The organism is Chromobacterium sp. CCUG 30098, assembly GCF_059916605.1.
The window spans coordinates 93,075-117,413 of record NZ_JAUCGS010000008.1; the positions used below are offsets into that span (position 1 = coordinate 93,075).

Below are 24,339 nucleotides of genomic sequence, written 5' to 3' on the forward strand. Positions count from 1 at the left end.
CGCCGGTGGTGCCGGCGTCGTGTCCCTCCTCCTCATATTCCAGTTCGTCGCGGAAGCGGCGGGAAAGTAAAACCATGGCCTCCGTTCCTTTCATAATTAAATTCGACACACCCGTCGGCCAAGCCATAAGCAAAGCAGTGAGCGAGATCGGCTACCTCGAACGGCTGAAAACCACAGTCGAGCGCCTGAAATACGACAACGAAAAGCTGACGCGCGGCATCGCGAAAGCAAGCGAGAACGCCGCGCGGCACTTCGCCGCCCACGCCCAGATCCAGCGCGAGCTGGCACTCGCCCAAGCCCAGGTGGCTGCAGTTGCGGCTGACTTCGAAATGGAGCGGGCGAACAGCGAGCGCCTGGCCGCCGAGGTTTCCGAGTTGCAGAAGCGCATCGGCATCCTTGAACAGGATGTCGAGCTGCGCGACCAGCATCTGGAAGCGCGCGACCGGGAATGTGACGAGTTGACCCAGGCTCTGGCCCTCGCCAAGCTGCCGGCCACCAGTCGCAATAACGTGATCGACCTGCTCCGGGATGCTGCGTGATGGCCGGCAAATACAACCCGCGCAAAGCAGCCGAGCGCGCGGCCCGGCTGACGGACAACTGCACGACGAACACGGTCGCGCGCGTAGTCGCCCAGGTCAACACCATGACGCCGGGCCAGCAGTCTGGGCTGATGATGACCCGGGAGCAGATCGAGACCCACAGCATCGGCATGCTTGCCGCGCTGGACCAGTTGCAGCACCGCTGGGACAGCTTCGCATACCGCTGCCTGAGCAGCTGGTACCGGATCGCGTACTACACTGCCCAAAACCTCAGCCGTCCGGATCTCGACAAGCTGGCGCGCGGCGCCCGCTGCGCGCTGTTCGACCTCAGCAACGACGGCATGCAACCGGTGATGCGTCCCAATCAATACCGCATCCTCCGCGGCATGGTGCTGGCGCTGATCAACGCCTTGCCCTTCGTGCCGGCCAAGTTGATGGAAGTCATGCAACAGCAAAGCCGAGAACAGTTCGAGCACGACGTCGCGCCGGAGTGGTACGACGCTCCGGCCTGGGCGCGTGACGCCGTGGTCAAGGTGATCAACGGCGCCAGCATGACCGCAGCGATGCAGCAGCACGACCTGGGCAACCGCGAGGCGCGCGAACAGGTGATCACTCTCGGCATGGCCGCGCACGCGATGCTGCACGACAGCACCACGCCTATTCCCGAAACCCTCCAGGCTCTGCGGAGTCTGCGCCGGCAGCTGCTGCCGGTGATTGAGCGCTTCAACCGCGGCGACTACCTGCCCGAACCCTTGAGGGCCGCGGCCTGATGTCGATTGCAGCCCACCGCCGCCGGATGTGGATTCGCGCGGCACTGAACAAACTGGCCCGCCAAGCGCGGGCCTTGTCATTGGAGCAGACCCAAATGGATGAAGCGGACGTGCAAGCCTGGCGCCGGATGAACCCCGGCGCGCCCATCAACCAACAGCCCCCCAGCCAACAGAAATAGGAGTCGCCATGTCGTCTTTCGCCATCATCGAGCAGCCTCGCGAGATCCGCCGCAAGCTCGGTCTGAACCAGCAAGAGTTCTGGAGCCGTGTCGGCGTCACCCAATCCGGCGGCAGCCGCTACGAGAGCGGCCGCAACATGCCCAAGCCGGTGCGCGAGCTGGTGCGCCTGGTCCACATCGAGCAGGTCGACCTCGCCGCGGTGACGCGGCACGATCTGGAAGTCATCGCGCTGCTGAAGGCCGAGCACCCCGACCTGTTCAAGAGCCTGCGCAAGGCGGCAAAGACCCGCGCGGAAGCGGCCAATCAAGAGCTGCAGGAGCAGGCAGCATGAGCAAGCTATCCGTCATCGACGTGATGAAAGCCATCTCTGCGCCGATCTCCATGCAGGCGCTGGCCGACGCCATGGGCATCGAACGCAGCGAGGCCCGCCGCCAGGTACGCGAGCTGACCGCCGCCGGGACCGTCAGCCCGGTCAAGGTCGGCAATGAAACCCACTACCGGCCGACCGACCATATTTACCCCACGGCAGCGCCGGCGCCAGAGACTGACGCCGCAGCCGAGCAGTTGACGGCAGTGCGCGGCCGAGAACAGCAGCTGGCGCGCGAGGTGGACGACTTGAATCAGCGGCTGGCCATCGCCGAGCAAGAGCGGGACAAGCAGGCCGGCCTAGCAGAAGAGGCGCTGCAACTTTGCCAGGAACAGGTAGACCGGCTGGCGCAGCTGGAATGCAACGCCGCGGCCTTGGGCTTCTCCCCTTCGGCCGGCGTCCCGCTTTTCGATTGGCTTGAACTGTCGCTGGCGGAGCTCGTCCACGAGACGGCTCACATGCAGGCGCTGCAGAGCCAATTGGCCCAGGCCCGGAACCTGAACCGCGGCTTGCGCCTGGCGCTGGAACTCAACCCGGCGGAGCGCGCGGCGCTGGCCGAGTGCATTTCGCCGGCGGTAGAGCAAAAGGCCGCCTAATTCCCACATGCCCAGGCTAATTGCCTGGGCGCTTTGCCGCCCTACGATCATGACCGACTACCTTGAATTCCTGCGCGCCAAGATCCGAATGGCGCGCTTCGCTGGTTTCGCCATCGAACCGGCTGAGATTCACCCGACATTGATGCCCCACCAGAGCGATATCGTTCGCTGGGCCGTTGCCGGTGGCAACCGCGCAATCTTCGCCAGCTTCGGACTCGGCAAGACCTTCATGCAGACCGAGTGGTGCAAGCAGATCCAGAAGCGCGCCGGCGGCCCTGCCCTGGTGGTAGCTCCGCTTGGCGTCCGGCAAGAGTTCCTGCTCACCACGCCTTCGCTTGGTGTCGAGTTCCAGTTCATCCAGTCTGCCAGTGAGATGCGCGCCGGCTGTGAGTTCTACCTGACGAACTACGAGACTGTCCGCGAAGGCAAGCTTGACCCTCGCCGGTTCGCTGCTTCCAGCCTGGATGAAGCCGCTGTACTGCGTTCATTCGGGAGCAAGACCTATCAGGAGTTCCTGCCGCTGTTCGACGGCGTGCAATACAAGCTGGTGAACACCGCCACACCGAGCCCGAACCGATACAAGGAGCTGATCCACTACGCCGGCTTCCTCGGGGTGATGGACACCGGCCAGGCGCTGACCCGCTTTTTCCAACGCGACAGCGAGAAGGCCGGCAACCTGACGCTGTACCCGCACAAGGAAGAGGAGTTCTGGCTGTGGGTGTCCAGCTGGGCTGTGTTCATCCAGAAACCCAGCGACCTGGGCTACAGCGACGAAGGCTATGAACTGCCGCCGCTGGACGTGCGCTATCACGAGGTGCCGAGCGACTACAGCGCCGCCGGCGCCGACAAGATCGGCCAGAACCTACTGTTCCCTGATCCTGCGCTTGGCCTGTCCCCGGCCTCCGCCGAGAAACGCGACAGCCTGCCGGCGCGCGTGGCCAAGGCCTGCGAGATCGTCAACGCGGATAGCGCTGACCACTTCGTGCTTTGGCACGACCTTGAGTCCGAGCGCCACGCGATACAGGCCGCACTACCCGAGGCCGTCAGTGTGTGGGGCAGTCAGGAGCTGGGCGAACGCGAACAGCGCATCGTCGACTTTGGCGCCGGCCGTTACCGCCTGTTGTCCACCAAGCCGATCATCGCCGGCAGTGGCTGCAACTTTCAACGCCATTGCCACCGAGAGGTGTTCGTCGGCATCGGCTTCAAGTTCAACGACTTCATCCAGGCGATCCACCGTGTTCAGCGCTTTCAGCAGCGGCACCCGGTACGCATCGACATTATCTACAGCGAGGCGGAGCGCGAAGTACTGCGCACCCTGCAGCAGAAGTGGGTTCAGCATGAAGAAATGGTGCAGAAAATGACCGAGATCATCCGCAAGTACGGCTTGAATCAGCTGGCCATGCAGGAGACGCTCGCGCGCGCCATCGGCGTGCAGCGCATAGAGGTGAGCGGCGAACGCTTCGTGGTGGCCAATAACGACTGCGTGGATGAAGCGCGCCGCCAGCCTTCCAACAATGTCGATCTGATCGTCACCTCGATACCGTTCGCCAATCACTACGAATACAGCCCCAGCTATAACGACTTCGGCCACACCGAGGACAACGGGCACTTCTGGCAGCAGATGGACTATCTGACGCCGGAGCTGCTGCGGATCTTGAAGCCTGGCCGGCTGTACTGCTGCCACGTCAAAGACCGAATCCTGTTCGGCAACGTCACCGGCGCCGGCGCGCCGACGGTAAGCCCGTTTCACGCGGAGGCGATTTTCCACGCACGCCGGCATGGCTTCGACTACATGGGCATGATCACCATCGTGACCGACGTGGTTCGCGAGAACAACCAGACCTACCGCTTGGGCTGGTCCGAACAGTGCAAGGACGGCACCAAGATGGGCGTTGGCTCGCCGGAATACGTCCTGCTGTTCCGCAAGCCGCAGACCGACCGGAGCCGCGGCTACGCTGACGAGCCGGTGGCCAAGGACAAGGCCAACTATACCCGGGCGCGCTGGCAGGTCGACGCACATGCGTTCTGGCGCTCCAGCGGCAACCGCCTGCTGTCGGCTGACGAGATGGCCGGCTACGGCCCGGCCAAGCTCGCCAAGCTGTTCACCGACTACAGCCTGGCCGGCGTCTACGACTACGAACACCACGTTCGCGTTGGCGAGGAGCTGGAAGCCCGCGGCGCGCTGCCGTCAACCTTCATGTCGCTGGCCCCAGGAAGCCATAGCCCAGACGTGTGGCATGACGTGAATCGCATGCGCACGCTGAACGGGGACCAGGCAAAGCGCAACGTGGAGCAGCACGTTTGCCCGCTGCAGTTCGACATCGTCGACCGGTTGATCGAGCGCTACAGCAGCCCGGATGAACTGGTGTACGACCCATTTGGCGGGCTGATGACCGTTCCATACCGCGCAGTCTTGAAGGGCCGTCTCGGCCAGGCCAGTGAGCTGAACCCCGCCTACTTCCTCGACGGTGCCCACTACTGCAAGGCCGCTGAGGCGGAATTCAGCATGCCGTCGCTCTTCGATTTTGAAAACCATCAGGAGGCAGCATGAACCCGCAACACCTGCACGACACCCCCGACACCGGCTCCGCCATCGCGGTAGTCAACGAAGCCCACGCAAGTGGGCTTTTTAGCGCCAGCGAGGAGCAGGCCATGAGCAACAGCATCAACGGCATCAAGATCTACGCGATGAACGACTGCGACTGGGTTGTAGCCCGCAGCCGGGAAGAAGCCATCACGTTCTATCGGACCTTTTCCGAGGATGCGGAAGACTGGGAGGACGCGGAAGAGCTGAGCAGCAAGGCTCTGGACAAGCTCAAGTACGCCACCGGGGAATGCCTCAGCGGGCCGACCATCTCCTTCCGCCAGCGCCTGTAGCAGATCGTGGACAACGGCGAGGAAGTCCCGGACCTGTTTGCGACGACTGAGTTTTGATGGCCGGCCGCTGGGTCCACACCGGCTATCGCGCAGATGGCCGGCCTGTTCTTCGATGGGTCGCCGCGGCGGCCCTTTTCTATTGGGAGTCCACATGAAGGTCGCCGACGGATTTGCAGGGATGGGCGGCTCCAGTGAAGGGGCAAGGATGGCAGGCGCCGAAGTGGTCTGGACTGGCAATCACTGGCCTCAGGCGGTAGAGCTGCATGCTCGCAACCATCCTGGCGCCATCCACGCCTGCCAGGATATGCACCAGGTTGACCCATCCACTATCCCGGCTCACGACACCTTTCTGGCTAGCCCATGCTGCCAGGGGCACAGCCCAGCGCGCGGCAAGGCAAACGGCAATCCTCAACATGACAGCAGCCGAGCCACGGCGTGGTCCGTGGTTGCGATGGCTGAATACCACCTGCAGGACGTGATCGTGGTCGAGAACGTGCCAGCCTTCACGCGCTGGCAGTTGTACCCGGCATGGCGCCAGGCTTTGCACGCTCTGGGCTACGCCATACAGCCCTACGTTCTGGACGCTGCCGATCACGGCGTACCTCAGAATCGTGAGCGCCTGTACTTGGTCATGACTCGCAGCAAGCACCCAATCGAGCTGCGACTGCCCGAGCACAAGCACACGGGCGCCAACAGCTTCATTGACTTCTCAGCAGGCAATTGGAGCCAGATCGAGCGCCCAGGCCGTAGTCCGGCAACCTTGAAACGGATTGCGGCCGGCCGGGCTCGCTTTGGCGATCGCTTTCTGGCCCCGTATTACGGCACCGGCTCCGGAGAAACAGGCCGCTGCCTGTCTCGGCCCATCGGCACAATCACCACACGTGACCGCTGGTCAGTAATCGATGGAGACCGGATGCGGATGCTAACCGCCCAGGAATGCCGCGCCGCGATGGGCTTCCCCGCTGAGTACATCATCCCCCAGCAACACCGCCTTGCGGTGCACATGCTGGGGAATGCAGTTTGCCCTCCGGTCATGCGCGACATCCTGCTGGCGATTAACGCAGCCGCATGATCAGACCTTACTTATTGGGAGTGAGCATGAAAGAACGCCCGATTTTGTTCAGCGGCGAGATGATCCGCGCGCTGCTGGCCGACACCAAGACCCAGACGCGGCGGCTTGTGAAGCTTCCAAATGGTGGCTACATCCCGCCGAGCGAGCGCAAAGACCCCAACGGCTGGCGGCAGCTTCTGCGGGAATGCAAGTATGGCCAGCCCGGCGACCGGCTTTGGGTGCGGGAGACTTGCCGCGCGGAGGAGTTGGAGAGCGGCCAAGATGGCGTGCGCTACCTTGCTGACAACCACTTCAGGCCCATCAACGACACCCCAGGTGACGCCATCAGTTGGATGCACATGCATGCCTACGGAAGGCAAGACGGTGCCTATGTTCCTTCCATCCACATGCCGCGCTGGGCCTGCCGGCTGCTGCTGGAGATAACCGACATCAGGGTCGAACGGCTGAATGACATCACCTTCGCTGACTCCCAGGACGAAGGCTGGCCGAGTATGGTAGACGGGAATCCCAACCCTTACGACCCAATCACATGGTTCAAGCTGCTCTGGGAGCAGTTGCACGGCGCCGGAAGCTGGGATGCAAACCCGCTTGTCTGGCGCATTTCGTTCCAGAAAGTGGAGGCGTGACCATGCAACAGAACCTGATCGACGCGGCGCGCGCTGTTGTCGCGGCAGACCGCGCCGGCGAGCTGACGGACGAGCACATCCAGGCGTTGGAGGCTGCGGCCGATGCTGAAGCGGTGCCGGCCGGCGAGCCGGTGGCGCATGTGAAGCGCGGGACGAACACCTCGTTTATCGACTCGACCGACTGCAAAACCTGCTGGGAAGACCTCCCGGACGGCACTGCGCTCTACACCAAGCCGCAGGCGGTGCCAGCAGAGTGCAGTTGGAAGGATGCCCCCTGGATGTCCGCCGATACTGAGCCGTCGGTGGCCTACATGTACGGCTGGAACTCCTGCCGTGGCGCGATGCTCGTTGGAGAGGTGGCCCAACATGACTGATCTGGAAAAGCAACTTGATGCCCTCCCCGATTGCGTTATTGAAGCGACGGCGGAAGCCATTGGCGGCGCGATGGATTGCTTGCGCGTGTGGAGCGCCTGGGGCGTCGGCACCATGGGCGCCGATGATTTCGCATCGGTCGCCGACGACGGCGAGCGCGTGGCGGAAATCGCGCGGGCAGCGATCACGGCATACCTGAGATTTTCCGCAGATGCCTCTCCGCAGACGACGCCGGCACAGGGCTGGATCGACAAAGTGATGGAGCAGGCGCAGGTATTTGCCAGCGCCTGGTCGTTGGTCGGTAGCCGGTTTGATCGCGGTGGCGAGCTGGAAAACGCAGAGGAGCAGAAGCGGCAATTGCGCGCCTTTGTCTCCGGCGGCCCGGTTCCGGACAAGAAGGAGTCATCCGATGACTGAACTGGAAAAGCAGTTGCTTGCTGTGCTGAGGGAGTGCGACGAAGCCATGGCGTACATGAGCGAATACGACATCCCGTTGACGCTGCCTGATCGTGTGAAAGAGGCCATCGCAGCCGCCGAGGCCGCGCAGCCGGCGGCATCTACGACGCTGACGGTGTGGTATGGAAGCATGCCGGAATCAAATGGCAAGGCCAACTGGACAGCGATACTGCACCGCAAAGGTGGCTGCATATCAGAAGGCTTCACGCTTGAACGGTCCGAGTATCCAGGCCGCGTAAAGTACGAGGCAGACCGCGTTCGCTATTTGATTGGCGAGTTAGAAACTGAGCCCAGCATTCTGGATTACGACGGAGATTTGCACAGCGACTACGTGGCCAAGGAGCCAGCCACCACCCAGCCGGCGGCCGTGCCGGAGGTGTGGCGCGCGGCCATCTCGGAGCTACTTGCTTGCGACGGGGGCAGCGGGGTTTACGATGCTGGTCGTTGCATCAAGGCACGCAACACCTTGCTTGCCCTGCTCGCCACGCCGGCAACCGTCAAGGATTCCTTGATAGTTCAGGCTGCATGCCCTGACCAGTTCTTTGCTTACAGCAACGAAATCGGTTTTGAACTGCTGAATACAGCAGATGAAGCACGAGCTTTTGCTCAGCAAGAAATCGACGAGTACCGCGATAACGCAGCAGAAGGCTGGGATGAGGCGGTTGAAAAAGTGCGTTGGGGCATTGTGCTGGGAAAGGCTGAGGAAATCCCCATCACCGACCATGACGGCAACACCACTGACAGCATCGGAGACAGATTCGTTGACTACGTTTTGTCGGACTGCGCGCCGGCCCAGGTCGAACAGCAGGCGCCGGGCAAGTGGCAGCCGATCAGCACGGCGCCGAAAGATGGAACAGTAGTTCTTGGCGCACTGGTGGGTTCTGACATTCCACAACCAGTTCGCTACGTCCTCGGTGGGTGGCGGCTTTCATGGGATGGCCATCCGGTAGCTTTTGCTGATGGCCCAACCCATTGGCAACCGCTGCCGGCCGCGCCGACTCAAGGTGCCGGCGCGCGCCTGGCGGCAGAGGCGAAAGGGGGTGAGGCATGAGCAAATCCATAGAGCAACTGCAGGCCGAGAACGCGGCTCTGCGCGCTTGCGCCCTGAAATACATCGACTGGCTGGATGTCGACCTCGACCCGGAGCTGGTGCTGGACCAGGACATGCGCGACCCTGAGATGGTCGGCGCGGAGTTGGCTGGCAAACTGGAGCCGTCGAAGGAAGGAGGCGAGTGATGGCGTGCGAGCGCTGCACCGGCCTAGATGGCGACGAGCTGTATCCGCAGTACGGCCACGCGCCGCACGTCCACACCAGTGGCGGCACCGCCTTCATCGGCGAGCCGCCGGCCAACTTCATCCCGGACCCGGACGCGCCGGGCCTGGGAACTTGGTATTGCCCGGCCTGCAAAGCGGGCATGGAAATTGAGGAAAAGAGTAATGATTAAATTCATCCTGCCGCCGATGCAGAAGAAGACGCGCATTCTCCAGCGCAACATTCTGGCAGCCAAGGCTCCACCTTGCTTCAAGTTGTATCGAACCTGGGAAGAAGCTTACGTGGCTCTGCTCGAACTAGCGCGCAAGCGCGTCGCGCGGGATGAGCGCAAGCTGGTAGAAGCGCGGCAGTTCCTGGCCGACGTCGAAGCGATGAAGAAGGGAGGCGCATGAAAGAGGTCCTCGCGTTTATCGGCGCCGCCGTTCTCCTCCTTACGTTGCTCGGCGCCGCCGGCGTCGGAGACTTCGTTTTCTACTACGGCCCCAGCATTCAGCAGTGGTGCCAGCAGAAAGGCAACAACCAATGACCCACTTCAAACACATCTGCACCGGTGCCGAATTCGGCACCTACACCGGTTGCGTGGTAATCACCACGCCCCAAGGCAGGCTGGCGGACATTGACGCTTGCCTGGTCCCGGAAATCGCATCTCTCTGGGCCGGTGGCATCCGGACGCTCGAAAGCTGCTGCGGCCACGGCCGCGTTGCCGGCTATATCGCCGTTCCAGCTGAGTACATCGAGCAAATGCGAGAGTTGGGTTATGTCGATGACGAAGGCCACCAAGGGTGCTTTCTCACCAAAACCAATGTGCATTCCGAGCGCATCACCGAACTGGAGCAGGACGCGGCGCGGTATCGGTGGCTGACTCAGGATGCATACATCGGTGAGTGCTTTACAGAACGAGGCACCGTGCTTGAAATCTGCGGGACAGATAGAGAAATTCCCGTACATCACGAGCGCTCGACTGATAGGGATGAAGTAGACGCGGCCATCGACGCCGCTATGACCACCCAGGCCGCCACCGAGCGGCCTTAGTTTTGAGGTGATGATGATCCCCGATCAACGTGTTATCCAACTCGCCGGTGAGCACGGGCTCGCGCTGTCTGGCGCCGGCTTCCAGGGCACCCGCCACGCCCTCCTCCAGACCATTCGCTCCGCAGTTGCCGAGTCGGTCCCTACCACGCCCTTCCATCTGCAACTGGTCAACGAGATCCGCGACGAGATGCTGGCCGCTAACGCGCGCGCGGCGCAGCTTGAGCGCGATATCCAGACCCTGCTGCAGATGGCACTCGGAGGCGTCCGCTGGCCAGAGGGGCAGGATGCCGCGGCCGTTGCTCACTACATCGCGCAGCTGCGGCAGCAAAACATCCTGGGCGTTGACCAGTTGAAACCCGGCCACCGCTACTGGGCACGCTGCGGCCCGGCTATGAAATGGGCGCTGATTGAGGTCGGCAATTTGAAGGGTATCGAGTACGGCATGAAGGGCTGGCAGTTTGTCGGGCCGGTGCTTCCCCCTTCGAATGCAACGTAAATTTAGCGCCGGTTAGTTACAGGGATCGGTTTAATTCTAAGACTGCTTAGGCAGTCTTTTTTATTTTGAGGGCAACCATGTATAGGTTCGTCACCATCGAAAGGTTTGCGGAGCAGACCGGATATACGCCGGTTGCCATCAGAACCAAAATCCGGGACGGCATTTGGAAAGAAGGTGTCGTCTGGAGGAAAGCGCCTGATGATCGGGTGCTGATTGACACGGAGGGTTATCAGGAATGGGTACAGAACGGGAGTACGACGGCGTTCGGGCCGCTTCGGCCTCAACGATCGAAATCGATTTCTACTATGCGGGAGAGCGCTGCAGGGAGCGGATCAAGCTTCAGCCCACCCCCGCTAATATGAAACGCGCGGCCCAACACCGGGCCGCCGTTTTGATTGCAATTGAGCAAGGTACTTTTGATTACGCAACGACATTTCCGAATTCGAAACGAGCCTCAACATTGGCGAGAGCGACTTCTGGCAAAATGTTGGCGAGCGACTATTTAGTTATCTGGCTAGAAAAGAAATCATTGACCATTAAGTCAAGCACAATAAATGGATATCGGAAAATAATTTACGGCCACTTAATTGCCACCCTCGGCAATGATTCATTGGCCGATGTTTCTCGAAGTTCTCTGAGGGATAAATTCTCCAACATCGCCTGCAAGAATAAAACCCTTGCCAATATTCAATCTGTTTTACGGGCCGCATTAACCGATGCACTTGAGGAGGGCTTAATAAGTTCCAATCCAATTGCAGATTGGACTTACCGAAAGGTCGAGCCACCGAAATTAAGCGATGATATCGATCCGTTCACCTCAGAAGAACAAAACCGCATCTTGCAAGCATGCGAAGGGCAAGCCCGAAATTTCATTCAGTTTGCTTTCTGGACTGGTCTGCGCACATCTGAAATAGTTGCGCTTGATTGGTCTGATGTCGACTGGACAAGAAAGGTTATCAAGGTCAATAAGGCCATAACCCAAAAGTCCGGAGAAGCTGAGGACACAAAGACCAGGGCGGGACGGAGGGAGGTAAAACTACTTGCTCCAGCACTATCGGCCTTGCTGGATCAGAAGCAATTCACCTATCAACAATGGGCGGAGATTTTCCAGAACCCAAACACGGGTGAACGCTGGGCCGGAGACCAGCCAATCCGTAAAACGATGTGGACTCATGTTCTGAAGCGCGCCCATGTTCGTTACCGCTACCCATATCAAACTCGCCATACCTACGCATCCATGATGTTGTCCGCCGGCGAGCATCCGATGTGGGTTGCAAAACAGATGGGGCACGCTGACTGGGGCATGATCAGGAAAACGTATGGACGCTGGATACCCTCCGAAGTCGACGATGCTGGCAGCAGAGCAGTGGCTATGTTTTGCAAGGGCTCCAGTGAGGCCGGCGAATCATAAAAATGGCGCGTGGTCTGGTTTTGGTCAGCAATGCCGCTATCGCCTTTTATCTGCGCGGCTTTCCGCGGGTTCGATTCCCGCCGCCTCCACCACAACATCTTTTCATGACGCGTCATGAAGACTCAGAAACCCCGATAGCTCAAGGCTTTCGGGGTTTTTTATTGCCTCACATCGTGTCATGCGATGTCTTGACATCCCGCCATCTCCGGGGGCACATTTGGGGCACAAAGTCACGGGGGCACAAAGGAAAACGTATAAATGCCCCCACCCACCCGGAGCGCCCCTACACATGCCGCTTACCGCCGCTGCCTGCAAGAACGCCAAGCCCCGAGAGGATGGCAAGCCTCTACGCATCTCAGACGAAAAAGGTATGTACCTGGAAATCATGCCGAACGGCTCGAAGTACTGGCGCCTGAAGTACCGATTCGCTGGCAAAGAGAAAAGGCTTGCGCTGGGAGTCTACCCGGAAGTCAGCTTGGCCGAAGCCCGGACAAAGCGTGACGAGGCCCGCCGGCTACTCTCTGATGGTGCCGACCCAAGCTCTGAACGAAAAGTACTGAAGGCCACAAAACTTTTACAAGCTGAAAATGGATTTGAAGCCGTGGCTCGGGAGTGGTTTGCCAAATACCAATCAAGCTGGAGCGCCGGCCACGCAGAGCGAATCATCCGGCGACTTGAGCGAGACATCTTCCCTTGGCTTGGCAAGCGGCCCATTGCCGAGATAGAGGCCCCAGAGCTCCTAGCAACGCTTCGCCGAATTGAAAACCGCGGCGCAATTGAAACAGCCCACCGCGCGATGCAGAACTGCGGACAGGTCTTCCGATATGCAGTGGCAACCGGCCGTGCAAAACGTAACCCTGCAGCAGATCTTGCCGGTGCCATCCCCCCTCCCATCAAAACCTCCTTTGCGACCATCACCGACCCGGCACGTATCGCGGAGCTTTTGCGCGCCCTGGATGGCTACCAAGGATCGTTCGTCACGCAGTGTGCGTTGAGGCTTGCACCGTTGGTATTCGTTCGGCCTGGAGAACTCCGCAAGGCCGAATGGGCAGAGATTGACCTTACCGAAGGCCAGTGGGTGATTCCTGCAGAACGCATGAAAATGCGAGAAAAGCACATTGTGCCACTGTCAAAGCAGGCCATTGCCAGCTTTGCAGAGCTCCAAGCCCTAACCGGGAGAGGCCGATTTGTTTTCCCTGGCGCCCGTACAAATAGCCGCCCCATGTCGGAAAACACAGTGAACGCAGCACTCCGCCGACTTGGCTATAGCACAGATGACATGACTGGCCACGGATTCCGACACATGGCCTCAACACTACTAAATGAACAAGGTTGGAACCGCGACGCCATCGAGCGCCAAATGGCACACGGCGAGCGGAACAGCATCCGAGCGACTTACAACTATGCGGAGTACTTGCCCGAGCGGCGCCGGATGATGCAAGCCTGGGCTGACTACCTTGAAGCACTCCGTACTGGAGCGAAAATGCCACCTCTGTTCACAAAAGCCTAACACCAGCCTTGCCAGCACCTAGCCCGACGGGGTGAAAAGCGGGAGCCCCTGCCCGCCTGGTGCAGGCACCCTAACAGGGATGCGCAAAGGGAGCGCAAATGCTTGATCCAACTGAAGAGCAAACGAAGTTTATCAGCCTACGAGAGACTCTTTTCCTCATTAGCCATACCTATAACGAGTCTCCACAGGCAGCAGCTAAGCGGCTAGCTCTAAATCTAAGACGCCACTCTGGCTGGAAAGAACTCAATTTAATGACCCACACCCCTGTACATGGGATGATCAAAGCGGCATCTCTACAAATCCGACTTATGCAATTGATTGATCGTTTGGCCATCGATAATAAGCACTCCCCGGTGATGAATGATGACGACATTCCCTTCTGATTTCCTCCAAGGCTGCGATGCCGACTTCGACCGTATCGGGTTTACGCGCGAGGCCATCATGGAATTGCTTAAGGGCACAAGTAATGATGGTACGACCTCCTCACCCAAATCCATGAAATGGGAAAATGGTATGCGACTCCGGAAGTGGTTCTCCATTGATGAGGCCGCCTGCATCGCTACCGGCTGCCATCCAAGAGAGATGGAAGTCTGGGGCTGGGACAATTGGCCACGAGAAGTGGAGAGCATGAGGCAAGCCATAAAAGATGCAACACCAGAGCTTGAGCTGGATCTCGATAACTGGGGAGGAGAAGCCCAAGGGCATCACAAAGTCAGCCATGAGTCCATTTCCGCATGGTGTACGGCCAATGACATTCCATGGCCACTCTTACCACGCATAGAACACAACCCCGCTTCCGATGAATACCTTATCAAAAAGCTTGAAGCATCTGAAGCTCGAGAGGTAAAGCTAAAGCAAGAGTTGGCGACCTTGAAATCCGAATATGACGCTCTGCTTCAACAAGCAATTGATGAGCACACCTCTCGGCTGGAAATATCGCACCAGCTTAATGAGCAAGAGAGACAACCCCAAAAGCCCCACACAAATATATCCCGTGAAGCCACACTTCCGCCTCTAATCTCATTAGCAATCCAAGTCTTTCAAGAACACTGGCAAGGACAGTTGGAGCCATCAGAAGAAGTTCGGGCCAGAGCGAACCAAGACTCCATAGTACAAGGGCTACAAGAACAATACCCAGAACTGACTCAAGCCGTTGCAAAGGCTATCGACAAAGTAGCTTCGCCTATCGACCGAAACCCCAAAAATCAATCCGGAAAATATCAATTGGGGAAGAAATGAATCATTACCCTCAGGGGAAAAAGTCCAACAACAACGAGACTTTAATCATACCCTGAGGGTACCGCCCCCCCCTCAACCCTGAACCTTTCTAGTGTTGCCATGTGGGTATAGGAATGAGCTTTCATTAGGCCGTCAATCACGACGTGCCATAGGAAAGCGCCTCATGCAAACACAAGTCATAACCCTTCCCCAAACAGGCTATATTCGACAGTCAATATTGGTTGGCGACAACAAAACTGGGATGCCTGGTGTCCTGCCGTTTTCAGCCTCCACTCTATGGCGCCGTGTTCGCGCCGGCACCTTCCCCGCTCCGATTAAGCTTTCCGAACGTGTCACAGCGTGGAAGGCAGAAGCAATCCGCCAATGGCTCGATGAGCAAGACAAGGAGGCCGCATAATGGCCAAGCTCATTCAAGTCCAATACCAGGGCCTGGCCCAGCACTTCACCGCGGATGCATGGTTCAACGCCACCCGCGCCGCCGGCCACTTTGGCAAGGAGCCCAGCGACTGGCTCCACCAGCGCGATACCGTCGATTACCTGGCCGCACTGGCCCAGCACCAAGGCAATTCCGAGTTTGTGCAGGAGTTGAATAAAATCAGCACCTTGCCCAGCACATCGGGTGCGTCTCGCGCCAAGCTCCTAAAACTGGCCAAGCAAACCGGCTTCGTCAGAAGCAAGCCCGGCAACCCCGACACCGGCGGCGGCACCTGGCTGCATCCTAAGTTGGCCACCGCCTTTGCCCGCTGGCTGGATGTGCGCTTTGCCATCTGGTGTGACGAGCAGATAGACCAACTCATCCGCGGCGCCAGTAGCCCAGAGAGCTGGGCCCTGGCCCGCCACGATGCCGGCGCGCGCTTCCGCGGCGTGTGCGACATGGTGAACCTCTCGCGGATGGCGGCCGGCAAAAGCACCGCCCAGCACCACTACAGTAATGAGGCGCGGCTTCTCAACTGGGTGCTAACCGGTCAGTTTGATTCGGTGGACCGTGACCGGCTAAGCAAGGCCGATTTGCGCCTGCTTGAACTGCTGGAAGCCCAAGATATGGTGCTTCTGGGCATGGGCAAGAGCTACGACGAGCGCAAGCACGACCTGCTAAGCTTTGCTCAGGTCCAACGCCAGCGGCTGGCCGCCAACGACACCGGGAGGCTTTCTGCATGAGCCGCCTTGCCACCTTCCCCCTACCGCGCAATAATGCCCATGTCCCGCCCTCTTGCGGGACCGGGTTTGGCGACCTGGATCACAATGGCGGACTGCCGCCACATGCGGCATTTTTTGCGTCCGTACACCGCTATAGTCACGTCCAGTTTCGGGCAGGCCGTAGCGGGGAGCCCGATAAGGGCTGCCAGTTCCATTGTGCTGGTTCGCCAACCCCGTTACGTGCCTGCTCTCTCCGTTTGGCGACGGGAGGCAGGTTCCAAACTCACAATGGAAACCTACTCATGTCTATCACCAACCACACCCATTCCGTCCCCGGCACGCGCGACGCCACCGGCAAGACCGTTCACGCCCACTTGGCAATCACCCTATATACCGATGGCAGCATGCGCTATCACAGCCACGGCAGTACCGCCGACATGCTGGCCGCCTTCAAGCGGGAGATCGAGCGCATGGACGCCGGCACGCCCACCGCCACCCCAAGCTAACCCTCTCTCCACAATTTGACCTGGGGCGGCCCTGACCACCGAACGGACACGTTTCCGGGCGCGGGCCTCCCTACGTCCGAAAGGCATGCAATGAGCAGCAACACCGAGCACATTCGCCAGGCGCTCCAGCACCTAGACGCCCATGAGCGGGAAGGCTGGGTGCTGATGGCCATGGCCATCAAGTCCGAGCTGGGCGAAGCCGGCTTCCCTATCTGGGACGACTGGAGCCAGACTTCCAACAACTACCAGGCCAAGGCCGCCAGAGCCGTCTGGAAGTCGATCAAGCCGGCCGGGCGCGTCACCATCGCCAGCCTGTTTGCCGAGGCCATCCGCCAAGGCTACCGACCAGAGCAGCCCTACACCGCGCCGAGTGCTGAAGAGCGGGCCCGCCTTGACGCTGAGCGCGCCGCGGCACTGGCCGAGGCCGAAGTACTGGCCGAGCAGCAGCGCCAAGCAGCCAAGCTCAAGGCCGCCCACCTGTGGAGCCGGGGGCATAGCATCAGCGCCCAGCACCCCTATCTGAGCCGCAAAGGCATGGTGCCGACCGGCGCGGCCCAACTGCGCGACATGCTGCTGATCCCCCTGCGAGCCGCCGGCGAACTGGTCAACCTGCAGATCATCGGCGCCGACGGCGGCAAACGATTCCTGACCGGTGGCCAGGTCAAAGGGGCATCGCTGGTGTTGGGCCGGCTCAAGAACGCTGACACGGTGCTGATGTGCGAAGGCTGGGCCACCGGCTGCAGCTTGCACCAGGCCACCGGGCGGCCGGTAGTAGTGACTTTCAACGCCCACAACCTAGTGACGGTAGCGGAGCGTTTGGCCGGCACCCTGCCGCCGGCGGTGCACGTCATCGTGTGCGGCGACAGCGACACCAGCCAGACCGGCCAGCAGGCGGCCGCCAAAGCGGCCACCTTATTACAGCCACGCGCGCAGGTCGTGGTGCCGCCGTTCTCCCCCGAGCTGGTGGCGCAATTCCAGCAGCAGCATCAGACACTGCCGAGCGACTTCAACGACCTGCACCAACTGGCCGGCCTGGAAGCCGTCATCGAGAGCGTTTTTCGGGGTGACTGTTTTTTGGTGGGAACAGTGGGAACAGTGGGAACAGTGGGAACAGAACCGCTACAACCCAAGCCAGACGAGGCTTTCAGCTGTTCCCATTTTTCCGTTCCCACTCCCGAGTGTTCCCACTTTTTGCCGGCAAACAGCCCTTCCGCGCCGGCGGATGGCTCCCCTTTCTTCATCGTGGAAGGCATTCCCGGGCAGCGAGATGGCGTGTATTGGGTGCCACCGGCGGAGGACGGCAAAGATCCGGCGCCGCCCTGGTGGCTGGCCTCGCCACTGCATGTGCTGGCCGAAACGCGCGATGCCCAGCAGTCCAATTGGGGCCGCTTGCTGGAGTGGCGCGACAACGACGGCCATGCCCACCGCTGGGCCTGCCCGGTAGAGATGCTGGCCGCCAGCGACACCACCGACTTTCGCCGCGAACTGGTGCGGGGTGGCCTGACCATCTCCACCAGCACTAAGGCGCGTCTGAAGCTGGTGGACTATGTGCTGAGCCACCGCCAGGCCGCCGCCACCCGGCTGCGCTGCGTGTCCCGCATCGGCTGGCACGATCTGCGCTATGTGCTGCCCGGCCAGGTCTTTGGCCAGCAGGATGGCGAAGGCGTGATTTACCAGGGTGCGGACAGCGGCGACTTTGACCAGGCCGGCACCTTGGCCCAGTGGCAAGCTCACGTCGCCGCGGCGGCGGCCGGCAACAGCCGCATCGTGTTCGCTATCGCCGTCGCATTCGCGGGGGTACTGGCCGACATGGCCGGCGAGTCCGGCGGCGGCTTCCACTTCGTCGGCACCACCTCCAAAGGCAAGACTTCCACCCTGCTGGATCCGGCGGCCAGCGTCTGGGGCCACCCGGACCAGTTCGCCAAGAAGTGGCGCACCACCCAGAACGGACTTGAGGCGCTGTGCCTGGGCCGCAATGATGGCTTGCTGATCCTGGATGAGCTGGCGCAGATTGCCGCCGCTGACGCCGGCGGCGCGGCCTACCTGATTGCCAACGGCCAGGCCAAGGCGCGCATGAGCAAAGAAGGCGGCAACCGACCAGCCCACACCTGGCGCGTGATGTTGTTGTCGGCCGGGGAGATCGACTTGGCCCAGCACATGGCCGAAGCCGGCAAGCACGCCAAGGGCGGCCAGATCGCACGCTTACCGGCCATCCCTGCCGATGCCGGCGCAGGCCTGGGCACGCTGGAGCTGCTACACCAGCACGACAGCGGCCAGGCCTTTGCCGACGCCATGAAGGCCCACACCCGGCAACTCCATGGCACCGCCGGCCCGGCCTTTCTCGCCGCGCTGACTCCGCCCGAGGCGCTGGACGAGATCCGGCACGACATCAAAGCCAGCATCACCGGCTTGATTGAGTTTCTGGGCGTGCCGGCCGGCGCCGCGCAAGAGGTGGGCCGCGTCGCCGCGCGCTTCGCCCTGGTGGCATTTGCCGGCGAACTGGCCACCCGTTACGGCGTCACCGGCTGGCGCCCGGGCGAGGCCGCACAGGCAGCCCGGCGTTGCTTTCGAGAATGGCTGGCCGAGAACAATACCGGCATGGCCGCCGATGACCGCGCGCTGTTCGCTCAAGTCAGCGGCTTCATGCAAGCCCACAGTTCGACGCGCTTCCCTCCGCATGACGCGGCGCCGGAGGTGCTGGCCCGACACCTGAACCGCGCCGGCTTCACCTTCACAGACGATCAAGGCGTGCTGCAGTTCTGGGTACTGTCTGAACCGTTCAAGAAAGAGTTGTGCCGCGGCTACACACCACTGATCGCCGCCCGGGCGCTGCTGCGTTGCGGCTGGCTGCTACCCGGCGACACCGAGGGTAACAAGCGGCGCAGCACCCGCAAGAAGCGGATCAAGGCGCTGGATTCTGCAACCGTGAACGTGTACGTGCTGACCAGCGCGACACTGGAGGGCGAAGAATGACCTTACCCAAATGGCTGAGCACCACCCTGCACCCGGACGACAAAACCGCCCCGGACAACTCAAAAAGTGGGAACACGGGAACGGGGGAACAAAAAGTGGGAACGTCTGAAATCCAAGCCCAGAAAGGGTTTCAGGAAGTTGTTCCCACTGTTCCCACTGTTCCCACCAAAAAACAGTCACCCCTGAAAATTGATCAGGAGGAGGAAAAAACACCCCCTGGCCTGCCCGATGACCTTCGGCGGCGTGTTGCCCAGATTTGCCAACTTGAGCGCTGGGACGCTGCCGCACGCATCGCATGGCAACACACCCTCCGCCGGCAACTGGATCTGGACCGGGTGCCGGTGGCCGAGCTGGTGTCTTGCCTGGATGCCCACCTCACGCGACACCATACCCACCCTGCCGACCGCGAAGCTTTCGAAGAGCGCGCCGCCATCATGGAGCACGACGGCGGCTTGCCCCGCGCGCTGGCCGAGACGCTGGCCGCACAAGAAGGCAACTGCATGAACTGCGCCCATTGGCTGGGGGTGCAGGCTTACAGCGAGAACCGGTATCAGGCGCTGACCGCCGCCGGCCTGCCGGGCAAACCGCGCTCCGTCGTCATGGGCCAGTGCCGCCATCATCACCGCCCCTGGCGCGTCAGCAACCTGCCATCAGACCCGGGCTATCAGCACTGGCACTTCCTGGGCATCTGCCACTACCAACCCCTCCAACACTGGGAGCAAGCCGCATGACCTCATCCATTGATACCAACGACCATTTCAAACCGAACCCGGAAGACCCTGAGGGCGGCTACCTGCTGAGCATGCCGGCCACGCTCCTACTACTTGCCGGCCTGATGCATGACCACAGCGACGGCACACCAGAAGGCCGGGACCGAGCACGACGCATCTTGGAAGCCACCATCGCCCTGTTTCGTGCCCACCGATACCCTCGGGCCGAGTATCTGGAAACCTGGCTGATGAGCGAACAGGTCAACACTCGCCGCGCCTTCCCGCTGCTGGTGGAAGCCTGCGCGGCGGTAGGCAATCAGGCGGTAACGGAGATCATTCAGCGCGGGCTGAGCGAGATCCGGAAACCCTAGGCCACGCCACCAAACCGGCACATATGGGGCGCCGGTGCGCTCCATTTTGTACTCAACCGCAGGAGAAACACGCATGGTTCCACCCCGCCCCAGCCGACGCGCCAGCCTGTCGCAACGCGTTCTGTGGTTGCTTGAGGACGCCGGCGCACACCGCCGCGGGCTGACGCTGAACGAGATACAAACCTACCTGGAAGACTATGAGGAGCTGGGGGCACTGTCGGCCTGCATGGTACGCCTGGTAAGGCTGGGCCGCGTTCGGGCTGAGTTCACCGAGCGAACCACCGCGCGCGGCCGGCGCCAGGTGAAGTGCTACCGCTTGGAAGCCCCAAGGGAGGGGGGGTGAAATCCTTCAGGGATACCGACACAGGCGGAACCGCGTGCTTCGGTCTGTATTTTTTACCGCGAAATAAAAAATTTAGGGGGTAGCGAAATGGTACGCGGGCTTTCACGAGTGGCGTCAGACTGCTATCCTAACGTCATCAAAATCTATGCGCCGAAGCCTCTCAATAGACAAGGAAGCTCTCTCCATGGAACCGCCTATCATTGTGGCTATTGTCACAGGCATTTGTAGCATCCTAATCGCCATTGGCTCATTCTACTGGACCAAGAAAAAGGAACGCGATGCCGATTGGCGCAAACAAAAGCTGGAGCATTACAGAGAATTCTTGGATGCGCTAAGCGGAATTGTCGGTACTGACTCAACTCCAGATGGGCAAAAGAGATGGACCCGTGCTTGCAACACCCTTGTTCTTGTCGCCTCACAGGCTGTCATAGCTGCATTAATGCAGTATCAGCAAACGACAGCTCGCAACAACCCAAATTCATCCCACGAAGAACATGACCAAAGCTTGAACAAGCTCATACTAGCCATTCGCAAAGATCTAGACATTTCACCCGCTGACGACCCCGAGGTGTTTAATTTTCAGCTTTGGTGCTCAGGAACAAACGAAACTCAGACTATCTGACCCAATTAAAATTACCACACTTAAAGACCACATCAGATAGAGGTGCGCCTCATATAGCCATATGATTTCGGAGCCCACAAAATGAATTCCGCATGGGATGTAGCAAAAGAGGTATTTTACACACTAGGATCCATTGCCGGAGTTATTGCACTATCAAGACCTGTACTTGAGTCAAAACATAACAGAGACATAGAGCGCATTAAAAGCATCACTTCGGACATATCAGAAGAACTACTATCAGATTTAGCCTATAGACTATGGTACAGCCGCTTAATTCCCAAAGATCACTTAGAGCCGCTAACCAGGATACAAAATGAAGCAGACACAGGCCACAGCAGACTAGTATTTACAGGAATTACAGCCCCTCTGATCAATTCAGAAATTGAAACATTGCTATTAAATTACCAAAGGCTTCGCACTTACATTCAGGTTCCGTACTGGCTCCCTTTCACAGACAAAGACAATGAAGAGAAAGACTACTGGAGCTTCAACAAAGAGTTGTTTTTGAAAGAATATGGATCAACATTTGACTACAGCCAGCCATTGCGAGAAGCAGCGACATGTGTTGATGAAATCCGAAAATCACAAAGACGTCTAATAATTATTTCAGAAATGCATTTCCTTGAAACACCGTTTGCAAAGTACATTTTGCCACGCCGCTCAATAAAACAAGATATAAAAGCCATTTAATTGTGTCCTTCAAAAATAGATAAAACCAGATAATCAATGAGGATATAGTCTCAGCAATAATACACTCCCAACCTTGTACACTATCGCCTCAATAACTAGCGACCAAACAGTATCTGTAAAGACAATGCAGAACAACAGACCAAGGTACAAAACGGGAAGAGTCAATTAGAGATTCGGGGGCACAAATGGGGGCACAAATAGAAAAACAAATAAAATATCAATTTAAAATCAATAGCTTTACGCTTGATTTATGTAGACGCCGCCACCACCACACCGCTTCATGACCCGTCATGAAGACTCGGAAACCCCGATAGCTCAAGGCTTTCGGGGTTTTTTGTCGCCTCAGCCTCGGCAAGGCGGCCCCCGCCCCGCCGCCCATCTATAATCCAGTCATTCCCATCTCCGCAAAGCGACCATGCCTCGCCTGTTGCCCAATTTGCCGGACAGTTTCCGGCTACGGCTGACCGCGCTGTTCGGCGGGCTGTTTCTCGCCTCGGCGCTGCTGGCCGCGCTCTTCCTGGATCAAGTGCTGAGCAGCCGCATCGTGCAGAACCAGGGCGTGGCCATGCATGCGCTGGCCGACAACATCGCCAAGGCCATCTCCACCAATCTGCAGGAACGCCATCGCGAAGTCTTGCTGCTGGCGCAGACGCCCGCCTACGTCCGCGCGCCGCTGGACGGCGACGACCTGCGCCAAAGCCTGGAACGCACCAAGCGGGCCTACCGCTACTACGCCTGGATTGGCATCACCGACCCGGACGGCAACATCGTTTCCGCCACCAGCGGCATGCTGCAGGGCCAAAGCGCGGCCAAGCGCCCCTGGTTCATCCACGGCCGCCAGGCTCCCTTTGTCGGCGACGTACACCAGGCCGTGCTCTTGGCCAAGCTCATGCCCTCCACCGCGAACCATGGAGAGCCGCTGCGCTTCGTCGACTTCGCCTCGCCGATTTACGACCCCGCCGGCAAATTGCGCGGGGTGCTGGCCACGCACGCGCTCTGGGCCTGGGTGGAGGAAACGATACGGGAACGCCTGCCCGCCAAGACGTCTCAGCAGGTCTTCATCATCGACAAGCGCGACAATACGCTGTCGCCCTTCGAGGCGATAGGCAAGGAGCGCCCGCCCGCGCCCCTGCCTTCCGGCCGGGATTTTCAGCTCGGCGTCTGGCCCGACGGCAAGAATTACCTGTATAGCGAGGCCTGGGTGCGCGAGGCCGGGCTGGACTGGCGCGTGGTCGTCCGGCAGCCGCAAGGGCAGGCCTTGGCGGCCTTGAACCAGTTGCGCGCCAGCCTGATCCTGCTGGGCCTGGTCGCCACCTTGCTGCTGATGGTCGCCGTTTATCGGCTGGCCGCCCTGTTCAGCACACCGCTGGAACAATTGGCCGGCATCGCCCGACGCATCGGCCAGGGAGAGGAACACGCCGATTGGACGCTGCCCAGCGGCGCTCAGGAACTGCGCCAGCTGTCGCAGGCGATGCGAAGCATGGCCACCGCCCTGCTGGCCCGCAAACAGGAGCTGACCGACATCAACGCCAAGCTGGAGCAGCTCGTGGAGGAGCGCACCGAGTCCCTGCGCGAGGTCAACCACGAGCTGGTGCGCACCGCCACGCGATTGGCGCAGCAGGCGCGCAGCGACGCGCTCACCGGACTGAACAACCGCATGGCCTGCAACGAACAGCTCAGGGAAGAGCACCTGCGCTACGGGCGCAGCGGCGCGCCCTACTCGGTGTTGTTGCTGGACGTCGACCACTTCAAGCGCGTCAACGATCATTTTGGACACGACGCCGGCGACCGCGTGCTATGCCACATCGCCCGACTCCTGCAAGCCACCGCCCGCCTCACGGACTTCACCGCCCGCTACGGCGGCGAAGAGTTCCTGCTGCTGCTGCCCGACACCGACGACAAGGGCGCCGCGGTGCTGGCCGAAAAAATCCGCGCCGCCGTCGAACACTCGCCGGCGCCGGACGCCGGCAAGGTCACCCTCAGCATCGGCCTGGCCATGGCCCGCCCCGCCGACGCCCAGCCTGAAGCCGTGGTCAAGCGCGCCGACCAGGCCCTGTACCGCGCCAAGGCCAACGGCCGCAACCAGGTTGCGCTGGACACCACGGACGGATCGCATTAAAAGTGAGCCATCGGCCCGGCCGAATCATGACAAAGAGATTCCGCCCGGCGCT

At 60.2% G+C, this 24,339-nt stretch carries 30 protein-coding genes; all 30 read left to right on the forward strand.

Annotated features, from left to right (window positions below):
* The first annotated feature begins 74 nt into the window (after positions 1-74).
* The 30 genes from QUG03_RS17620 to QUG03_RS17765 all read left to right on the forward strand — a co-directional run bounded on the left by QUG03_RS17620 (position 75) and on the right by QUG03_RS17765 (position 24,287).
* Positions 75-539: a hypothetical protein gene (locus QUG03_RS17620; RefSeq protein WP_500820552.1), complete on the forward strand. Its 465-nt coding sequence runs from the start codon at positions 75-77 to the stop codon at positions 537-539.
* Positions 539-1,309, forward strand: coding sequence for a hypothetical protein (locus QUG03_RS17625; protein ID WP_500820553.1), 771 nt, complete (start codon positions 539-541; stop codon positions 1,307-1,309). The genes QUG03_RS17620 and QUG03_RS17625 overlap by 1 nt, the downstream gene beginning before the upstream one ends.
* Positions 1,310-1,496: 187 nt before the next feature.
* On the forward strand, positions 1,497-1,820 hold the full coding sequence (locus QUG03_RS17630) for a helix-turn-helix domain-containing protein (RefSeq protein ID WP_500820554.1): 324 nt from the start codon (positions 1,497-1,499) through the stop codon (positions 1,818-1,820).
* Positions 1,817-2,452 (forward strand): hypothetical protein, encoded by a 636-nt coding sequence (locus QUG03_RS17635; protein WP_500820555.1) that lies wholly within the window; start codon positions 1,817-1,819, stop codon positions 2,450-2,452. Before QUG03_RS17630 ends, QUG03_RS17635 begins: the two co-directional genes overlap by 4 nt.
* 49 nt (positions 2,453-2,501) lie before the next feature.
* Positions 2,502-5,003, forward strand: coding sequence for a DNA methyltransferase (locus QUG03_RS17640; RefSeq protein WP_500820556.1), 2,502 nt, complete (start codon positions 2,502-2,504; stop codon positions 5,001-5,003).
* Positions 5,000-5,329, forward strand: a complete 330-nt coding sequence (locus QUG03_RS17645) for a hypothetical protein (protein ID WP_500820557.1) — start codon at positions 5,000-5,002, stop codon at positions 5,327-5,329. The genes QUG03_RS17640 and QUG03_RS17645 overlap by 4 nt, the downstream gene beginning before the upstream one ends.
* A gap of 151 nt (positions 5,330-5,480) precedes the next feature.
* Positions 5,481-6,401, forward strand: coding sequence for a DNA cytosine methyltransferase (locus QUG03_RS17650; RefSeq protein WP_500820558.1), 921 nt, complete (start codon positions 5,481-5,483; stop codon positions 6,399-6,401).
* Between the two features lie 26 nt (positions 6,402-6,427).
* A complete protein-coding gene (locus tag QUG03_RS17655) occupies positions 6,428-7,027 on the forward strand; it encodes an ASCH domain-containing protein (protein ID WP_500820559.1) in 600 nt (199 codons plus the stop codon).
* A gap of 2 nt (positions 7,028-7,029) precedes the next feature.
* On the forward strand, positions 7,030-7,401 hold the full coding sequence (locus QUG03_RS17660) for a hypothetical protein (RefSeq protein ID WP_500820560.1): 372 nt from the start codon (positions 7,030-7,032) through the stop codon (positions 7,399-7,401).
* Positions 7,394-7,816, forward strand: coding sequence for a hypothetical protein (locus tag QUG03_RS17665; protein WP_500820561.1), 423 nt, complete (start codon positions 7,394-7,396; stop codon positions 7,814-7,816). The genes QUG03_RS17660 and QUG03_RS17665 overlap by 8 nt, the downstream gene beginning before the upstream one ends.
* Positions 7,809-8,906 carry a hypothetical protein gene (locus QUG03_RS17670; RefSeq protein WP_500820562.1) on the forward strand — a complete coding sequence of 366 codons (1,098 nt, stop codon included), beginning with the start codon at positions 7,809-7,811 and terminating at the stop codon, positions 8,904-8,906. The genes QUG03_RS17665 and QUG03_RS17670 overlap by 8 nt, the downstream gene beginning before the upstream one ends.
* Positions 8,903-9,091 (forward strand): hypothetical protein, encoded by a 189-nt coding sequence (locus QUG03_RS17675; RefSeq protein ID WP_500820563.1) that lies wholly within the window; start codon positions 8,903-8,905, stop codon positions 9,089-9,091. Before QUG03_RS17670 ends, QUG03_RS17675 begins: the two co-directional genes overlap by 4 nt.
* Positions 9,091-9,300, forward strand: a complete 210-nt coding sequence (locus tag QUG03_RS17680; RefSeq protein ID WP_500820564.1) for a hypothetical protein — start codon at positions 9,091-9,093, stop codon at positions 9,298-9,300. Before QUG03_RS17675 ends, QUG03_RS17680 begins: the two co-directional genes overlap by 1 nt.
* Positions 9,293-9,520 carry a hypothetical protein gene (locus QUG03_RS17685; RefSeq protein WP_500820565.1) on the forward strand — a complete coding sequence of 76 codons (228 nt, stop codon included), beginning with the start codon at positions 9,293-9,295 and terminating at the stop codon, positions 9,518-9,520. Before QUG03_RS17680 ends, QUG03_RS17685 begins: the two co-directional genes overlap by 8 nt.
* Entirely contained in the window at positions 9,517-9,654 is a 138-nt protein-coding gene (locus QUG03_RS17690; RefSeq protein WP_500820566.1) for a hypothetical protein, read from the forward strand. Before QUG03_RS17685 ends, QUG03_RS17690 begins: the two co-directional genes overlap by 4 nt.
* The gene (locus QUG03_RS17695; protein WP_500820567.1) at positions 9,651-10,160 is read left to right on the forward strand and encodes a hypothetical protein; all 510 of its coding nucleotides are present in this window, start codon (positions 9,651-9,653) and stop codon (positions 10,158-10,160) included. Before QUG03_RS17690 ends, QUG03_RS17695 begins: the two co-directional genes overlap by 4 nt.
* A gap of 13 nt (positions 10,161-10,173) precedes the next feature.
* Positions 10,174-10,656 carry a hypothetical protein gene (locus QUG03_RS17700; RefSeq protein ID WP_500820568.1) on the forward strand — a complete coding sequence of 161 codons (483 nt, stop codon included), beginning with the start codon at positions 10,174-10,176 and terminating at the stop codon, positions 10,654-10,656.
* A gap of 235 nt (positions 10,657-10,891) precedes the next feature.
* The gene (locus QUG03_RS17705; protein WP_500820569.1) at positions 10,892-12,067 is read left to right on the forward strand and encodes a tyrosine-type recombinase/integrase; all 1,176 of its coding nucleotides are present in this window, start codon (positions 10,892-10,894) and stop codon (positions 12,065-12,067) included.
* A 289-nt stretch (positions 12,068-12,356) separates the two neighbouring features.
* Entirely contained in the window at positions 12,357-13,577 is a 1,221-nt protein-coding gene (locus QUG03_RS17710; RefSeq protein ID WP_500820570.1) for a tyrosine-type recombinase/integrase, read from the forward strand.
* Positions 13,578-13,675: 98 nt separating this feature from the next.
* Positions 13,676-13,960, forward strand: coding sequence for a hypothetical protein (locus QUG03_RS17715; protein WP_500820571.1), 285 nt, complete (start codon positions 13,676-13,678; stop codon positions 13,958-13,960).
* The gene (locus tag QUG03_RS17720; RefSeq protein ID WP_500820572.1) at positions 13,941-14,816 is read left to right on the forward strand and encodes a hypothetical protein; all 876 of its coding nucleotides are present in this window, start codon (positions 13,941-13,943) and stop codon (positions 14,814-14,816) included. The genes QUG03_RS17715 and QUG03_RS17720 overlap by 20 nt, the downstream gene beginning before the upstream one ends.
* 163 nt (positions 14,817-14,979) lie before the next feature.
* Positions 14,980-15,213: a helix-turn-helix transcriptional regulator gene (locus QUG03_RS17725; RefSeq protein ID WP_500820573.1), complete on the forward strand. Its 234-nt coding sequence runs from the start codon at positions 14,980-14,982 to the stop codon at positions 15,211-15,213.
* Positions 15,213-15,974 (forward strand): KilA-N domain-containing protein, encoded by a 762-nt coding sequence (locus QUG03_RS17730; protein WP_337883922.1) that lies wholly within the window; start codon positions 15,213-15,215, stop codon positions 15,972-15,974. Before QUG03_RS17725 ends, QUG03_RS17730 begins: the two co-directional genes overlap by 1 nt.
* A gap of 281 nt (positions 15,975-16,255) precedes the next feature.
* Positions 16,256-16,459: a hypothetical protein gene (locus QUG03_RS17735; RefSeq protein ID WP_019102716.1), complete on the forward strand. Its 204-nt coding sequence runs from the start codon at positions 16,256-16,258 to the stop codon at positions 16,457-16,459.
* A 90-nt stretch (positions 16,460-16,549) separates the two neighbouring features.
* Entirely contained in the window at positions 16,550-19,432 is a 2,883-nt protein-coding gene (locus QUG03_RS17740; RefSeq protein ID WP_500820574.1) for a DUF927 domain-containing protein, read from the forward strand.
* Positions 19,429-20,163 carry a hypothetical protein gene (locus QUG03_RS17745; RefSeq protein WP_500820575.1) on the forward strand — a complete coding sequence of 245 codons (735 nt, stop codon included), beginning with the start codon at positions 19,429-19,431 and terminating at the stop codon, positions 20,161-20,163. Before QUG03_RS17740 ends, QUG03_RS17745 begins: the two co-directional genes overlap by 4 nt.
* A complete protein-coding gene (locus QUG03_RS17750; RefSeq protein WP_500820576.1) occupies positions 20,160-20,513 on the forward strand; it encodes a hypothetical protein in 354 nt (117 codons plus the stop codon). The genes QUG03_RS17745 and QUG03_RS17750 overlap by 4 nt, the downstream gene beginning before the upstream one ends.
* A gap of 527 nt (positions 20,514-21,040) precedes the next feature.
* Positions 21,041-21,478 carry a hypothetical protein gene (locus tag QUG03_RS17755; protein WP_500820577.1) on the forward strand — a complete coding sequence of 146 codons (438 nt, stop codon included), beginning with the start codon at positions 21,041-21,043 and terminating at the stop codon, positions 21,476-21,478.
* A gap of 81 nt (positions 21,479-21,559) precedes the next feature.
* Positions 21,560-22,168: a hypothetical protein gene (locus QUG03_RS17760; RefSeq protein ID WP_500820579.1), complete on the forward strand. Its 609-nt coding sequence runs from the start codon at positions 21,560-21,562 to the stop codon at positions 22,166-22,168.
* 415 nt (positions 22,169-22,583) lie between these two features.
* The gene (locus tag QUG03_RS17765) at positions 22,584-24,287 is read left to right on the forward strand and encodes a sensor domain-containing diguanylate cyclase (protein WP_500820580.1); all 1,704 of its coding nucleotides are present in this window, start codon (positions 22,584-22,586) and stop codon (positions 24,285-24,287) included.
* Positions 24,288-24,339: the final 52 nt, after the last annotated feature.